At 72.0% G+C, this 15,241-nt stretch carries 13 protein-coding genes and 1 tRNA gene; 5 read left to right on the top strand and 9 right to left on the bottom strand.

Features of this window, described 5'->3' with window-relative positions; genetic code table 11:
- Positions 1–114: 114 nt before the first annotated feature.
- Positions 115–756 (top strand): MerR family transcriptional regulator, encoded by a 642-nt coding sequence (locus ABZ659_RS10100; RefSeq protein ID WP_360215834.1) that lies wholly within the window; start codon positions 115–117, stop codon positions 754–756.
- Here ABZ659_RS10100 and ABZ659_RS10095 read toward each other — a convergent pair whose 3' ends face one another.
- Complete coding sequence (locus ABZ659_RS10095) at positions 757–1,563, bottom strand: exodeoxyribonuclease III (protein WP_360215831.1); 807 nt, start codon at positions 1,561–1,563, stop codon at positions 757–759.
- Positions 1,564–1,644: 81 nt separating this feature from the next.
- Between ABZ659_RS10095 and ABZ659_RS10090 the strand changes: the two genes are divergently transcribed.
- Positions 1,645–2,121: a GNAT family N-acetyltransferase gene (locus ABZ659_RS10090; protein WP_360215828.1), complete on the top strand. Its 477-nt coding sequence runs from the start codon at positions 1,645–1,647 to the stop codon at positions 2,119–2,121.
- A gap of 497 nt (positions 2,122–2,618) precedes the next feature.
- On the opposite strand, the gene ABZ659_RS10085 is transcribed toward ABZ659_RS10090, so the two are convergent.
- From ABZ659_RS10085 to galU, 7 genes are all read right to left on the bottom strand, one after another.
- A tRNA-Ala gene (locus tag ABZ659_RS10085) sits at positions 2,619–2,692 on the bottom strand.
- 71 nt (positions 2,693–2,763) lie between these two features.
- Complete coding sequence (gene glpR, locus ABZ659_RS10080) at positions 2,764–3,972, bottom strand: gephyrin-like molybdotransferase receptor GlpR (protein WP_360215825.1); 1,209 nt, start codon at positions 3,970–3,972, stop codon at positions 2,764–2,766.
- Between the two features lie 178 nt (positions 3,973–4,150).
- Positions 4,151–4,783: a GNAT family protein gene (locus ABZ659_RS10075; protein WP_360216332.1), complete on the bottom strand. Its 633-nt coding sequence runs from the start codon at positions 4,781–4,783 to the stop codon at positions 4,151–4,153.
- A complete protein-coding gene (locus tag ABZ659_RS10070) occupies positions 4,780–5,283 on the bottom strand; it encodes a MogA/MoaB family molybdenum cofactor biosynthesis protein (RefSeq protein ID WP_360215822.1) in 504 nt (167 codons plus the stop codon). The genes ABZ659_RS10075 and ABZ659_RS10070 overlap by 4 nt, the downstream gene beginning before the upstream one ends.
- Positions 5,280–5,759, bottom strand: coding sequence for a cyclic pyranopterin monophosphate synthase MoaC (moaC, locus tag ABZ659_RS10065; protein WP_360215819.1), 480 nt, complete (start codon positions 5,757–5,759; stop codon positions 5,280–5,282). The genes ABZ659_RS10070 and moaC overlap by 4 nt, the downstream gene beginning before the upstream one ends.
- 90 nt (positions 5,760–5,849) lie before the next feature.
- Complete coding sequence (gene glp / locus ABZ659_RS10060; RefSeq protein ID WP_360216329.1) at positions 5,850–7,133, bottom strand: gephyrin-like molybdotransferase Glp; 1,284 nt, start codon at positions 7,131–7,133, stop codon at positions 5,850–5,852.
- A gap of 128 nt (positions 7,134–7,261) precedes the next feature.
- Positions 7,262–8,164, bottom strand: coding sequence for a UTP--glucose-1-phosphate uridylyltransferase GalU (galU, locus tag ABZ659_RS10055; protein ID WP_360215816.1), 903 nt, complete (start codon positions 8,162–8,164; stop codon positions 7,262–7,264).
- 94 nt (positions 8,165–8,258) lie between these two features.
- On the opposite strand from galU, the gene ABZ659_RS10050 reads away from it, so the two are divergent.
- Complete coding sequence (locus ABZ659_RS10050; protein ID WP_360215813.1) at positions 8,259–8,876, top strand: 5-formyltetrahydrofolate cyclo-ligase; 618 nt, start codon at positions 8,259–8,261, stop codon at positions 8,874–8,876.
- A 53-nt stretch (positions 8,877–8,929) separates the two neighbouring features.
- Here ABZ659_RS10050 and ABZ659_RS10045 read toward each other — a convergent pair whose 3' ends face one another.
- Positions 8,930–11,779, bottom strand: coding sequence for a penicillin acylase family protein (locus tag ABZ659_RS10045; protein WP_360215810.1), 2,850 nt, complete (start codon positions 11,777–11,779; stop codon positions 8,930–8,932).
- Between the two features lie 321 nt (positions 11,780–12,100).
- On the opposite strand from ABZ659_RS10045, the gene ABZ659_RS10040 reads away from it, so the two are divergent.
- The gene (locus ABZ659_RS10040; protein WP_360216326.1) at positions 12,101–13,627 is read left to right on the top strand and encodes a potassium/proton antiporter; all 1,527 of its coding nucleotides are present in this window, start codon (positions 12,101–12,103) and stop codon (positions 13,625–13,627) included.
- 291 nt (positions 13,628–13,918) lie between these two features.
- Positions 13,919–15,214, top strand: a complete 1,296-nt coding sequence (locus ABZ659_RS10035; protein WP_360215807.1) for an MFS transporter — start codon at positions 13,919–13,921, stop codon at positions 15,212–15,214.
- Positions 15,215–15,241 lie beyond the last annotated feature (27 nt).

Genomic DNA, 15,241 nt, shown 5'->3' with positions numbered 1-15,241 from the left:
GCCAGCCGATTCCGCCAGTGAACACTGGCGCAATGGGAGCGTAGAGGAGCTGGCTACCGATGGGTAGGGGGCGGGCGAAGGAAAGTTACCGGCGGTACGACTTAGAGTCGGGGCGTGACAGAGAAGCGTGAGTACCGCATGGAGGAACTGGCCGGCCTCGCCGGCATCACCGTCCGCACCCTCCGCTTCTACCGGGAACGCAAACTGCTCCCACCGCCGCGCCGCGAGGGCCGCATCGCCTGGTACGACGACCACCACCTGGCCCGCCTGCGCACCATCGCCGCGCTGCTGGAACGCGGCCACACCCTGAACGGCATCGCCGAGCTGGCCGACGCCTTCGACCACGGCCGCGAGGTCGGCGACCTGCTGGGCTACTTCGGCGAACCCACCGAGGAGACGCCGGTCCGCCTCACTCCCGAGGAACTCGCCGCCCGCTTCGAGGGGGAGGTCACGCCGGAGAACCTGGCCGCCGCGATGGACCTCGGTTACCTGGGCACCGACGGCGACGAGATCGTGCACATCAGCCGACGGCTGCTGGACGTCTCCTCGGCGCTCGTCCGCGAGGGCATCCCGCTCGCGGAGGTCCTGCGGGCGGGCGCCCGGGTACGGGAACACGCGGACGCGCTGGCCGACCTGTTCGCGGAGATGGTCCTGCGGCACGGCGCGGAGGAGGACCTGCAACGCCTGCGCCCGCTGGCGCGCAGCGTGGTGGAGGCGGAACTGTCACTGGCCCTGGACAGAAGACTCCAACGCTAGCTATCGCTGCTCGTACACCACGGTCACGGGCGCGTGATCGGACCACCGCTCCTCATGCCGGGCGGCCCGCTCCACGACCCCCTTGACGGCCCGCGCGGCAAGCGCGGCCGTGGCGAGGTGGTAGTCGATCCGCCACCCCGTGTCGTTGTCGAAGGCGCGCCCGCGGTACGACCACCACGAGTACGGCCCCTCGACATCAGGGTGCAGCGCCCGCACGACGTCGACGTACCCCCCGTCCTCGGGATGGAGCACCCGCGACAACCACTCCCGCTCCTCGGGCAGGAACCCCGAGTTCTTGCGGTTCCCCCGCCAGTTCTTCAGATCGACCGTCTGATGGGCGATGTTCCAGTCCCCGCAGACAAGAACCTCGCGCCCACCCGAGGCGGCACGCTCCCGCAGCCCCTTGAGATAGGGAAGGAACTCCCCCATGAACCGCGCCTTCTCGTCCTGCCGCTCGGTCCCGACCTCCCCGGACGGCAGATAGAGGGAGGCGACGACGACTCCGGGCAGCTCGACCTCGACGTACCGCCCACTCCCGTCGAACTCGGCCGACCCGAACCCCACCTGGACCCGGTCGGGCTCACGCCGCGTGTAGAGCGAGACCCCGGCCCGCCCCTTGGCGGCGGCGGGCGCGTGCACGACATGCCACCCGTCGGGCGCCCGCACCCCTTCGGGCAACTGCTCGGGCTCGGCCCGCACCTCCTGGAGGCACAGCACATCGGCGGAGGTGTCACGGAGCCACTCCACGAACCCCTTCTTCGAGGCGGCCCGCAGCCCGTTCACATTCACGGAGGTCACAGTCAGCACCGGGGCACCATACCCTTACCTTGGACATTGTCCAGATTCGAGCACCCACCGCCGCCTTCGCATGATTGTACGATGCCCCGCATGAATATACGCCAGGTCGCCTTCGACCACCCCGACGCCGTCAAGCTGAACGACGAGGTCCAGGCCGAGTACCACGAGCGCTACGGCGACGGCGGCGACGCCACCCCGCTCGACCCGGCCGACTTCCGGCCCCCGAACGGCGTCTACCTCATCGCCTACGACGACCGGGACCGCCCGGTGGCGACCGGCGGCTGGCGCAGCCAGGACAAGAACGACGAGGGCAACGAGGACGGCGACGCCGAACTGAAGCGCATGTTCGTCATCCGCGAGGTCCGCGGCCTGGGCCTCGCCCGCCGCATCCTCACCGCCCTGGAGGACGACGCCCGCACGGCGGGCCGCACCCGCATGGTCCTGGAAACCGGCACCCAACAGCCGGAAGCCATCGCCCTCTACACCTCCAGCGGCTACACCCCCTGCCCCAAGTTCGGCTACTACCGCTTCCACGAGGACAGCCGCTGCTACGCGAAGCCGCTGTGAAGGACCACGAGCCCGATAAGGCCCCGGCCGGTCTCCCCGCGCCGACCCCCTCGGCGACAGCGCTTCCGTGGCCCACCTGCTCGTCGCCTGGCAGCACACCGCCGAGGTCTGCTCCGACCTCGGACGGACCGGCCACGGAGACACCCCGACACCACCGCCCCAGGGGGCGGTCTGGCACCCGGCACCCACCGCGGACAGACCTGCGGGCAAGGGCGGATCGAGGTGACCGGCGGCGGCCGTGTCCGGTACCTCCTGGCCACAGCCCGCGAGACCTGCCGGATCACCTTCACGGGCACCGGCCGCCCGTGAGCCACCGACCGCCACCGAACAAGTCCCAGCCAGGCGTCAGTGATCCGCGCCCCAGCCAGTCAGCCGTTCCGGCAGAGGCCGGTGAAGCGGCTCTGGCCGGGGCTGATCCAAGAGACCCGCCGCGAACGACTGCCGTACAACGCGTCGGAGCCCCGGTTGGTGTTCACCAACCGGGGCTCCGAGCTGCGTGGACCTGTGGGGATTTGAACCCCAGACCCCCTCGATGCGAACGAGGTGCGCTACCGGACTGCGCCACAGGCCCTTGCAACGAGTGAAACCTTAGCATCCCGATCAGGGTGCTTGGAAATCCGTTCCCCGGTCAGGGCGGGGGCGCTACTCGTTGGCCGCGCGGGGGCGGTCGCCGTCCTCGTACTGGTCGAAGAGCGGGGTGCGGCCACCGCGCTCGCGGGAGCGGCGGGCGGAGGCGGCCCGGCGGCGGGCGTCGCCGCGGGCGGGGGCAGGGACCTCGGGGGCCTCTGGTGTCTCGGGGATCTCCGACGCCTGCGGTGCCTTGGGGGTCGGCTGGTCCTGGGCTGCCGGGCCCGAGCGGGCCGAGCTCCAGGTGTCGGGGGCGGAGAGGTCCACGCCGGGCGTCGCGCGCGGGGCGACGGGGGCCGTGACGTACGTCGGCAGGGGCACCGGCACCGGGTCCCAGCTGTCGCCCTGCCCGGGACCCTGCTGGCGCTCACGCTGTTGGTCGACCCACTCGGCGTGGTCGGTCTGCTCGACCAGCGCGCGCCGGTCCGCGGCGAGGGCGGTCAGGCCCGGGTCGGCCGCCGGCTCCGGTCCCTCCTCCTCGGGCTCGTCGGCGTCGACGGCCGTGCCGGAGGGGCGGCGCGGGGCGCGGGCACGCTCCCGCAGGTGCTGGGCGGCGGCTTCCGCACGGCGGCGGTCCATCTGGTACGTGAAGCGCCGCCGCTCCTGGGAGCGCAGGTGCGCGATGTACCCGCTGAGCAGCACGGCGGGCACCCCGGGCGCCCACAGGAACCCGAGTCCGCCCACGGCCGCGACGATCGCGCCGAGGGTGAAGGCGAGGAAGAGCATCACCGTCGTACGTCTACGGCGCGCGAGCACCTTCGAGCGCCGGGCGCGTGCCGCAGCCGCCTCCGCGCCGGGCGCGCGCTGGGCGGGCGGGGTCCGCTGGGCGCGCGGGGACGGCTGGGCGACGACGTCCGGGGCGCGTTCCGCGGGGCGGGCGCGCTCGGGTGCCGGTGCCGGTGCCGGTACCGGTGCCGGTGCCGGTGCCTGGGCCGGCGTCCGGGGACGGGCCGGAGGCACGGCGAAGGCCCGGACGTCCACCGAGTCGGTGACGCCGTCCGGGTCGCCCGGGCCGGGCTCCTCCTCGTCGGTGGAGCGTGCCCGCAGGTCCTTGGCGTACCGGCGCTCCATGGCCGCCCGTCCGGACAGCAACCGGATGGCAGTGCTGAAGCGTTCCGTTGGACGGGCCTCGTTCAGCTCGTCCTGCCTACGGAGCCACATCGGCACCAGGTAGGCCGCCCAAGCCCCGACGATGACTGCGTAGATGAGGCCGCTGCTGCTCACGCCTCACACGGTAGAGGGGTTGGCGTGAGGCCATCCGCCAATTGGGCCGGTGTGTCGCACGATCCGGCTGATATTTCGAACTTTTCTTGTGATCGATGCGATCAGCGGACATCAGCGGACCGCCGGAAGAGGGAATTCTGTGCACTACGCCGATCCCCCAGGGATCGAATTCGAACGTTTATTCAATTTCCGCGCTGTGTGAGTTCCTCCTGCGCCGCCAGCGGCTGAGCAGGCCGTCCGGCACCTCCTCCGCGGTCAGCGCGAAGACCAGGTGGTCGCGCCAGGCACCGTCGATGTGGAGATAACGGGGCCTGAGCCCCTCCTCACGGAATCCGAGTTTCTCCACCACCCGGCGGCTCGGCCCGTTCTCGGGGCGAATACAGACTTCGACCCGGTGCAGTCCGACCGTGCGGAAACAGTGGTCCACGGCCAGCGCGACGGCCGTCGGCATCACTCCCCGACCGGCCACCGCCTCGTCCACCCAGTAACCGACGTGGCCCGAGCACATCGACCCCCAGGTGATTCCGGCGACCGTCAACTGGCCGACCAGCCTGCCCTGGTACTCGATCACGAACGGCAGCATCCGGCCCGCGTTCGCCTCGGCGCGCAGGTGCCGCACCATCTGCCGGTACGTCGGCCGGTGGGTGATCGGACCGCCCGGTGAGGGCGGCGGGATGGTCGCCTCCCAGGGGCGCAGCCAGTCCCGGTTGCGCCGGTTCACCTCGCGCCACATCCGCTGGTCGCGCAGCTTTATCGGCCGGAGGACGACATCGCCCTCCGCCAGCTCGACGGGCCAGGCTGGGCTGTTCAGCTCGCACCCCCGTGACCAGCGGGTCTGGGGTGGTCGCCGCCGCGCAGTTGGTCGACGGCGTGCGTCAGCAGCGGCTCCAGGACGGCCAGTCCGTCGCGCACCCCGCCCGTGGAGCCCGGCAGGTTCACGATCAGCGTCCGGCCCGCCACGCCCGCAAGGCCCCGCGACAGCACCGCCGTGGGCACCTTGTCCCGGCCGTACGCGCGGATCGCCTCCGCGATGCCCGGCACCTCGTGGTCGAGGACCGCGCGGGTCGCCTCGGGGGTGCCGTCGGTCGGCGAGACGCCGGTGCCGCCGGTGGTGACGATCACGTCGTACCCGGCGTCGACGCCCGCGCGCAGGGCGGCCCGCACCGGGTCGCCGTCCGGGACGACCTGGGGGCCGTCCACCGTGAAGCCGAAGCCGCGCAGGCCGTCCGCGAGCAGCGGGCCGCCCTTGTCCTCGTAGACACCGGCGGCGGCCCGGTTGGAGGCCGTGACCACCAGGGCTCGGTACGTCATGACCGGCTCCAGTCGCCCGACTTGCCGCCCGTCTTCTCCTCCACCCGTACGTCCGTGATGACCGCTCCCTTGTCGACCGCCTTGACCATGTCGATCACCGTGAGCGCGGCGACCGAGACCGCCGTGAGGGCCTCCATCTCCACGCCCGTGCGGTCGGTCGTCCTCACCGTGGCGGCGATCTCCACGGCGTCGTCCGCGACCGACAGGTCCAGTTTCACACCCGACACCGACAACGGGTGGCAGAGCGGGACCAGGTCCGGGGTGCGCTTGGCGCCCATGATGCCCGCGATCCGCGCGGTGGCGAGGGCGTCCCCCTTGGGGACCCCCTCGCCGCGCAGCAGCTCGACCACGCGGGGCGAGACGAGCACGCGTCCGCTCGCGCGCGCGGTGCGCGCGGTGACGTCCTTCTCCGATACGTCGACCATGCGGGCGGCGCCCGCGTCGTCGAGGTGCGTCAGTCGGTCCTGCGTACTCATGCTGTAGTGGCGCTCCCGGTCCGGGGTGGCCCGGTGCGGTGCGGCGCGCGGGCCTGTCGTGCGCGACACGGTACCCCCAACCGGTGGCCCTCAGCCGAGCAGGACCACCTCGACCTCACCGCCGGGCTCGACGGCCGTCACGGCCTCCGGGACGACGATCAGCGCGTCCGCCCGCGCGAGGGCCGCGACCAGGTGGGATCCGGCGCCGCCGACCGGGGTGACGGCGCCGTCGGCGTACCTCCCGCGCAGGAACTGTCTGCGGCCCTTGGGGGAGGTCAGCGGCTTGTCGGCGGTCAGTCTCGCGCGGGCGCGCGGGCGGTGGACGTCCGCCAGGCCCATCAGGGCGCGGATCGCGGGGCGCACGAACAGCTCGAAGGAGACGTACGACGAGACCGGGTTGCCGGGGAGGGCCAGCAGCGGGGTGTGGTCGGGGCCGACGGAGCCGAAGCCCTGGGGCTTGCCGGGCTGCATGGCGAGCTTGCGGAACTCGACGCCGCTGCCGGGCTCGTCCTCGTCGCCGACGTACGACAGGGCCTCCTTGACGACGTCGTACGCGCCGACGCTGACCCCGCCGGTGGTGACCATCAGGTCGGCGCGGACCAGCTGGTCCTCGATGGTGGTGCGCAGGGTCTCGGCGTCGTCGGCGACGGCGCCCACGCGGTAGGCGATGGCTCCGGCGTCGCGGGCGGCGGCGGTGAGGGCGAAGCTGTTGGAGTCGTAGATCTGACCGGGGGCCAGTTCGGTGTCCGGCTGGACGAGTTCGCTTCCGGTGGAGAGCACCACCACGCGCGGGCGGGGCCGTACCCGGACGGTGCCGCGGCCGATGGCGGCGAGCAGGGAGATCTGCGGCGGGCCGAGCACCGTACCGGCCGCCAGGGCGCGGTCGCCCTCCTTGACGTCGCTGCCGCGGGCGCGCACGTGCGCGCGTGCCTCGGCCGCGCGGTACACCTGGACCTGGCCGGAGGCGGCCTCCGGGGCGAGGCTGCGGGCCCGCATCCCGGTGACCGGGCCCTCACCGAGGCCGCCGTCGGTCCACTCCACGGGCACCACGGTCTCGGCGCCGGGCGGCAGCGGGGCGCCGGTCATGATGCGGGCGGCCTGGCCGGGGCCCACGTGGAGCGGCTCGGCCGCGCCCGCCGCGACGTCCCCGACGACCTCCAGGGCGGCCGGGTACTCCTCGCTGGCGCCCGCGATGTCGGCGACCCGGACCGCGTAGCCGTCCATCGAGCTGTTGTCGAACGGCGGCAGGGAGACCGGCACCGTGATGTCGTCGACCAGGACGCAGCCCTGGGCGTCGAGCAGCTGGAGTTCGATGGGGTCCAGGGGGCGGACGGTGGCGAGGATGTCGTCCAGGTGTTCGTCCACCGACCACAGGCGGTCCGGGCCGAAGCGCTCCTCGTCCGGACCGGAGGGGTGATCCGGGTGGCCCGAGTGCTCCGGACGGCCCGGGTGGTCCGGGTGCTCCGGGCCGGTGGCGTGGGCGGCGGCGGTGCTCAAGGTGGCTACATCTCCTCGGTGACGTAACTGCGCAGCCAGGCCCGGAACTCCGGGCCCAGGTCTTCACGTTCGCACGCGAGTCTGACAATGGCACGCAGGTAGTCGCCACGGTCACCGGTGTCATAGCGGCGGCCCTTGAAGACGACGCCGTGCACCGGGCCGCCGACCTTCTCGTCCGCCGCGAGCTGCTGGAGGGCGTCGGTCAGCTGGATCTCGCCGCCGCGGCCGGGCTCGGTCTCGCGCAGTACGGCGAAGACGGCCGGGTCGAGGACGTACCGGCCGATGACGGCGTAGTTCGAGGGGGCGTCCGCCGGGTCCGGCTTCTCGACCAGGCCGTTGACCTTGACGACGTCGCTGTCCTCGGTGGTGTCGACGGCGGCGCAGCCGTAGAGGTGGACCTGCTCGGGAGCGACCTCCATCAGGGCGACCACACTGCCGCCGTACTGCTCCTGGACCTCGATCATCCGCTTCAGCAGCGGGTCGCGGGCGTCGATCAGGTCATCCCCGAGGAGGACGGCGAAGGGCTCGTTCCCGACGTGCGGGGCGGCGCACAGGACGGCGTGGCCGAGGCCCCTGGGGTCGCCCTGGCGGACGTAGTGCATGGTGGCGAGGTCGCTGGACTCCTGGACCTTGGCGAGCCGCGCCGCGTCGCCCTTCTTCCCCAGGGCGGACTCAAGCTCGTAGTTGCGGTCGAAGTGGTCCTCCAGGGGGCGCTTGTTGCGACCCGTGATCATGAGGACGTCGTCGAGACCGGCGGACACGGCCTCCTCGACCACATACTGGATCGCCGGCTTGTCCACGACCGGCAGCATCTCCTTGGGAGTGGCCTTCGTCGCCGGCAGGAACCGGGTGCCGAGGCCTGCTGCGGGGATGACAGCCTTGCTGATCCTGGGGTGCGACTGAGTCATGCCCGACACCATAACCGGTGCCTTTGTGAGGAATCCGAGGCTCCGGCCGTATGGCTCACATATGACACATTGACGGAGACAACGGGAGTCACAGGTGCACCACATCGGGTCCTCAGCGGAGCCTGACAAGCGAACGTTGCGGCGGGAGTTCCTCGCGGTGAGGAACAGGTTGACAGAGGATGACGTGCGGGAATCGGGCGAGGCGCTGGCCCGGCACGCGCTGGGCCTGCCCGAGCTGGCGCACGCGCGCACGGTGGCGGCGTACGTCTCCGTGGGGAGCGAGCCGGGCACGCTCGCGCTGCTGGACGCGCTGCGCGAGCGGGGCGCGCGGATCCTGCTGCCCGCGCTGCTGCCGGACAACGACCTGGACTGGGGCGAGTACACCGGTGAGGGCTCACTCGCGCGGGTGCGGCACGGCGGCCGGATGGCGCTGTTCGAGCCCGTCGGCGAGCGTCTCGGCCCGGACGCCGTCACCGCCGCCGACGCCGTGCTGCTGCCCGGCCTCGCCGTCGACACGCGCGGGGTGCGCCTCGGCCGCGGCGGAGGGTCGTACGACCGGGTCCTCGCGCGTCTGGACCACGCGGGCGCGTGTCCCGCGCTGGTCGTCCTGCTGTATGAGACGGAGGTCGTCGCTCGGGTGCCCGCGGAGCCGCACGACCGGCCGGTGCGGGCGGTCGTGACGCCGTCCGGGGTGCGGCGCTTCTCCCCATGACGGAAGGGGCCGTCACGCGCGCGTGACGGCCCCTTCCGTGGATGCCCGACGGGTCAGGGCTTGAGCACCAGCGTGTCACTCGTGCCGTCGTCGACCGCCTTCTCGGTGAACGCCCACGGCAGCAGTTCACCGTGGGCCCACTTGTCGGTCTGGTCGGTGTAGTGGGCGCTGTAGGCGTGCCCGGAGGCGCCGGTGAGGTTGATCCACTGGGACTTGTCGAGGCTGTCCAGGTTGACCACCATCCGCATCGACGGCACCCAGACGACGCCGAAGCCGCCCGCCGCGTTCCAGCCGGTGGCGTTGACCGTGGCCTCGCCGCCGCTGAGCTTCCAGGGGCCGCGGTTGAGGACGTACTGGAGGAGGCCGGGTCCCGAGGTGCCCAGCGTCTGGTTCTTCAGGAAGAGGCGGTGCAGCCTGCCCCAGCTCCAGGTGTCGATGTCCTTGCCGAGCTTGGCGGTCAGCTCCCAGCGGGCGTCGATCATGGCGCGCTTGAACAGGGCGTCACGGTCGGCGGAGGCGGCCGGGCGGGTGCCCGAGCGGGGCGTGGTCCACCAGTCGCTGTCCTCGTCGTCCATCAGGTTGCGGACCACCTCGAACCAGCGGTCGCCGCCGTCCGGCTGGGCCTGCTCGGCGTCGCGCTGCCCGCACTCGCGGACCTTCTCCACCTCGTCGGCGGGTCCGGTGGGGTTGACCGGGTCGACCCACAGGCACTGGCCCTTGACGCGCAGTTCCTTGGGCAGCTTGTTGCCGAAGGCCAGCTTGAGGATGTTGCGCCACGTCGAGTTGAAGTAGGCCGCCGCCGCGGAGTCGGCGTCCTGGGTGTAGTCCCAGCCCTCCAGCAGCTTCTGCGCCTCGCGGACGTCCTTGTCGCCGACGTCGATCTTCAGCAGCTGCGGGACGAGCAGCTTGGCGATCTCGCTGCTGTTGTCCATCTGCATCTGGCGCATGTCGTCGGTGGAGACCTTGCCGCCGCCCTTGATCTTCGACTCGATCAGGTCGGTGATGCGCTGGCTGCGGGTGCCGTAGCCCCAGTCCGTGGTGAGCGTGTAGGGGTAGTCCTTGTTCACGACGGCCTGGTTGGCGGTGACGATGTAGCCGCGCTCCGGGTTGTACTCGTACGGCAGCTCGTCCTGCTCGACATAGCCGGTCCAGCGGTACTTGGTGTCCCAGCCCGGCGCCGGGATGGAGCCGTCGTGGTTCTTCGCGCGCGTGGGGATCTTCCCCGGCAGCGTGTAGCCGATGTTGTTGTCGGTGTCGGCGTAGACCAGGTTCTGCGAGGGGACGTCGAACAGCGCCGCCGCGGCCCGGAAGTCCTCCCAGTCGGCCGCCTTGTTCATCGCGAAGACGGCGTCCATGGTGGTGCCGGGGTCCAGGGCGGTCCAGCGCAGGGCGATGCCGTAGCCGTCGCCGCGGTCGGGTGCCGCGGTGTCGACGGTGGCCTTGCGGCCGACCTTGACCAGTTCGTCGTCGCGGTCGGACAGCAGGGGGCCGTTGTCGGTCTCGCGGACGACGATCCGCTCCGGCTTGCCGCCGGCGACCTTGATGGTCTCCTCGCGCGTGGTGAACGGGACGACCTTGCCGCCGGACTGGTAGCCGTCGCCGGTGAGCTTCTCCAGGTACAGGTCGGTGACGTCGACGCCGGAGTTGGTCATGCCCCAGGAGATGTCCCGGTTGTGGCCGATGACCACACCGGGCAGGCCCGCGAAGGTGTAACCGGCGACGTCGTACTGGCACTTGTCGGAGACGCTGCGGCAGTGCAGGCCCATCTGGTACCAGACGGACGGCAGCGAGGCCGACAGGTGCGGGTCGTTGGCGAGCAGCGGCTTGCCCGTGATGGTGTGGGCGCCGCCCACGACCCAGGAGTTGGAGCCGATGCCGTTGCCGTTGACCCCGACGGCGGTGGGCAGGTCCTCCAGGAGGCCGTAGACGCCGCCGAGCTGGGTCTGGAGGGCGTCGGTGGTGCCCGCGGCCGAGGCGGTCGTGCCGGTCGCCGTACCGGTCGTACCGGCCGTGTCCGTGGTCGTACCGGCCGTACCGGTCGCCGTACCGTCCGTCGACGCGCCCGAGGGGTCGGTGCCGAGCCCCGTCCCGGAGCCCGCGGCGCCGGTGTCATCGCCCTGCGTCCAGGCGCCGGTCAGGTCGTCGTACTGGCCCTCCTGGACGATCGCCTTGTGGCGGCCGTAGGGGTACCGCGGGTACAGCTCGGCGATCTGCTGCGGACCGAGGCGGCTGGTCATCAGCGCCCGGTCGATCTCGTCCTCCATGTTGCCGCGCAGGTCCCAGGCCATCGCCTTCAGCCAGGAGACCGAGTCGACCGGCGTCCACTTCGCGGGCTTGTAGTCGTTGCTGAAGCCCAGCGCCGCGTACTCCAGGGAGATGTCCTCGCCGTCCTTGCCCTCCAGGTAGGCGTTGACCCCCCTGGCGTAGGCGTCGAGGTATTTCTTCGTCTCGTCCGACAGCTTCTCGTCGTACTCCTCCCGCGCGACCCGGTCCCAGCCCAGGGTGCGCAGGAACTCGTCGTTGTCGACCTGGCTCTCGCCGAACATCTCCGACAGCCGCCCGGACGTCATGTGGCGGCGCACGTCCATCTCGTAGAACCGGTCCTGCGCCTGCACGAAGCCCTGCGCCATGAACAGGTCCTCGTCGGAGGAGGCGTAGAGCTGCGGGATGCCGTAGCCGTCGCGCTTGACGTCCACCGGGCCGGACAGGCCGTCGAGCGTGATCGAGCCCTTGGTCTGCGGGAACGAGGCACGGACGGTGCTGATGGACCAGTACGCCCCGTAGGCGATGCCGCCGATGATGGCCAGTACCAGCACGAGCACGATCAGGCGGGCTCCGCGTCCCTTCTTCCTGCCGGACTTGGCGGGCTGCTGACCCGTTGTGGCGGTGGTGTTGGGGGGCATCGCTGTCCTTGCTGTCCTAACGCGAGCGGCAGGTCGGTGCTGTGATTTTGAATGAGCGCTGGAGCAACCATAGGCGCAGGGTCCCGCACCACTTGACGCGGAGTAGGGAACCGGCACGGACGGACGTTCGATCATGCCTCGGTCCGCGTCAAGAAATCGTCAAGAGTTAGGTAAGGTAATGAAGTAACCGAATGGTTGATTACGGGCGGCCCGCCTGCCGGCGGCCGGTACCCAGCGTCCGCCGGGGCTCGCGGCGCCGCTCCGTGTCCCATACACGAAGGCACACACACGCGCGTGCCGCGTGTGAGCCGTCACGCGTGCGTGCCGCGCGTGGGCCGAGGAAGGGAACAGCCGCTGACTGTCCACCAGCTCAACCAGCTCCTGCTCGTCTGCTCGCTCGTCCTGCTCGTCGCCGTCGCGGCGGTCCGCGTCTCCTCGCGCAGCGGGCTCCCCAGCCTGCTCGTGTACCTGGGCATCGGCATGGCCATGGGCCAGGACGGCATCGGCGACATCCACTTCGACAACGCCGAACTGACCCAGGTCATCGGATACGCGGCCCTCGTCGTGATCCTGGCCGAGGGCGGACTCGGCACGAAGTGGAAGGAGATCAAACCCGCTCTGCCCGCCGCCTCCGCGCTGGCGCTGGGCGGGGTCGCGGTGAGCGTGGGGGTCACGGCGGCCGGAGCGCACTACCTGACCGGGCTGGAATGGCGGCAGGCCCTCATCGTCGGCGCGGTGGTGTCCTCCACCGACGCGGCGGCCGTCTTCTCCGTCCTACGGCGTATCCCGCTGCCCGCGCGCGTGACCGGCACCCTGGAGGCCGAGTCCGGCTTCAACGACGCCCCGGTGGTCATCCTCGTCGTCGCCTTCTCCACCGCCGGGCCGATCGAGCACTGGTCCGTGCTGGTGGGCGACATAGCGCTGGAGCTGGCCATCGGCGGCACCATCGGGCTCGCGGTCGGCTGGCTCGGCTCCTGGGCGCTGCGGCACGTGGCGCTGCCCGCCTCGGGCCTCTACCCCATCGCCGTGATGGCGATCGCCGTCAGCGCCTACGCGCTCGGCGCGATCGCCCACGGCAGCGGGTTCCTCGCGGTGTACCTCGCCTCGATGGTCCTCGGCAACGCCCGCCTCCCGCACTGGCCCGCCACCCGCGGCTTCGCCGACGGCCTCGGCTGGATCGCCCAGATCGGCATGTTCGTCCTGCTCGGCCTGCTGGTCACCCCGCACGAACTCGGCGACGACATCCTGCCCGGCCTCGTCATCGGGCTGGTCCTGACCGTCGTCGCCCGCCCGCTGAGCGTCGCGCTCTGCCTGCCGCCGTTCCGGGTGCCCTGGCGGGAGCAGGCGCTCATGTCCTGGGCCGGGCTGCGCGGCGCCGTGCCCATCATCCTGGCGACCATCCCCATGGTGAACGGTGTCGCGGGCAGCCGCCGGATCTTCAACATCGTCTTCGTCCTGGTCGTCGTCTACACCCTCGTCCAGGGCCCGACCCTGCCCTGGCTCGCCCGCAAGCTGCGCCTAGGCGACCGGGCGGAGGCCGCCGACCTCGGCATCGAGTCGGCGCCCCTGGAGCGGCTGCGCGGGCACCTGCTGTCCGTCGCGATCCCGGACGGCTCCCGGATGCACGGCGTGGAGGTGGCCGAGCTGCGGCTGCCCCCGGGGGCCGCGGTCACCCTCGTCGTCCGCGAGGGAACGTCGTTCGTGCCGCTGCCGACGACGGTGCTGCGCCACGGCGACGAACTCCTGGTGGTCACCACCGACCCGGTACGCGACGCCGCCGAACGACGCCTGCGCGCGGTGGGACGCGGCGGCAAGCTCGCCGGGTGGTTGGGGACCAACGGCGCCTAGACCGATGCCTCTCGCGGGACCAACGGCACCCAGCCCCGCCCCTATCGCAGGTGTACGGCCTGGTAGTGCTGGCTTTCACAGGTGCACCCGGCGTCGGCCCTTGTATCATGTGGACCTACCTGATCGATCCACCTCTGCCTGACGCAGAGCTGGCGCGGCCGTATGGCGGCCGGGTCGCCCGCTGGAGCAGCGGGCTCCGGTATCTACCGCAGTCCCGCGCACGAGGACAGCTCTCGGCGCCGCCCCGCACCCGCGGGGGACGCGCTACCAGGCGGCAGAAAGGCACGGGCCGTGGTGTCCACGGTCACCTCCTCGGAGAAGCCGAAGAACTCGGCGTCCTCGTCCCGGCAGGGCTACGGGCAGCTGCTGCGCACCCGCGGCGCCTGGACGTTCCTGCTGCCCGGCTTCGCGGCACGCCAGCCGTTCGCGATGCTCACCCTGTCCATCGTGCTGCTCGTGCAGCACACCACCGGCTCCTACGGCGCGGCGGGCGCCGTCGCGGCCGTCACCGGCGTCTCCATGGCGCTGTTCGCCCCCTACGGCGGCCGTCTCGCCGACCGCTTCGGGCAGCGCGCGGTCCTGGTCCCCGGCGTGCTGGCGCACGGCGTGGCCGGTCTCGGCCTGACCGCGCTCGCGCTGGCGGACGCGCCCCTGTGGGCGCTCTTCGCGGCGGCCGTACCCACCGGCGCCTCGGTGCCGCAGATCGGCCCCATGGTGCGGGCCCGCTGGGGCGTCAAGCTCCAGGGCTCGCCCCTGATGACGACCGCGGCGGCCTTCGAGTCGGTCACCGACGAGCTGACCTTCGTCCTCGGCCCGCTGCTCGCGACCGCCCTGTGCACCACCGTCGACCCGGCCGCGGGCCTGGTGACCGAGGCCGCGCTCACCCTCGTCGGCGGTCTGCTGTTCGCCGCGCAGCGCTCCACCCAGCCCGAGGTCGGCGGGGGCGGGCACGCGCGCGTGGAGCACGCCTCCGCGCTGCGGGTCCCCGGCGTGCGCGTGCTGGTGGTGGCCTTCCTGGGCATCGGCTCCGTCTTCGGGGGGATGCAGGTCTCGCTTGCCGCGTTCACCGAGTCGATCGGCGAACCGGGCCTGAACGGTGTCCTGTACGGCGTCTTCGCCGCGGGCAACATGCTCTCCGGCGTCGCCTGCGGCGCCATCGCCTGGAAGGCGGCCCCGCAGCGGCGCCTCGTCGTCGGGTACGCCGCCCTCGCGCTGGTCGCGTCCGGGCTGTGGGCCGCGCACTCGGTGGTCGTCCTCGCCGGGCTCGGCCTGCTGGTCGGCATGGCCATCGCGCCCACGCTGATCACCGGCTACACCCTCGTGGAGGGGCTGGTTCCGGCCGGTGCCCGTACCGAGGCGTTCACCTGGCTGACCGGCGCGGTCGCGCTCGGCCAGGCGGCGGCCGTCACGGTCGCCGGGCAGCTGGAGGACCGGCTGTGGGGTGGGGCCGGGTTCCTGGTGCCGATGGGGGGCACGGTGCTGGCCCTGGCGACCGTGCTGGCGCTGCGTTCGCGGCTGGCGGGGCGGCCGGGCGGGCGGACCGTCGCGCGTGGCGTCGGTCACCGCTCTCCGGTGGCAGTGGACTGAACGGCGGGAATACGTCACTATGGAGCG

It is taken from the genome of Streptomyces sp. NPDC006997, from assembly GCF_040635175.1.
In the GTDB taxonomy this organism is placed as follows: Bacteria; Actinomycetota; Actinomycetes; order Streptomycetales; family Streptomycetaceae; genus Streptomyces.
Note: the sequence above shows the minus strand (reverse complement) of the source record. Positions and strands in the feature narration are given on the sequence as shown.

What these genes read in the sequence shown, in the direction of transcription:
- ABZ659_RS10090 (WP_360215828.1), top strand. Translation starts at nt 1,645, where the DNA reads ATGAATATACGCCAGGTCGCCTTCGACCACCCCGACGCCGTCAAGCTG.
- ABZ659_RS10070 (WP_360215822.1), bottom strand. Translation starts at nt 5,283, where the DNA reads ATGACGTACCGAGCCCTGGTGGTCACGGCCTCCAACCGGGCCGCCGCC.
- moaC (WP_360215819.1), bottom strand. Translation starts at nt 5,759, where the DNA reads ATGAGTACGCAGGACCGACTGACGCACCTCGACGACGCGGGCGCCGCC.
- galU (WP_360215816.1), bottom strand. Translation starts at nt 8,164, where the DNA reads ATGACTCAGTCGCACCCCAGGATCAGCAAGGCTGTCATCCCCGCAGCA.
- ABZ659_RS10045 (WP_360215810.1), bottom strand. Translation starts at nt 11,779, where the DNA reads ATGCCCCCCAACACCACCGCCACAACGGGTCAGCAGCCCGCCAAGTCC.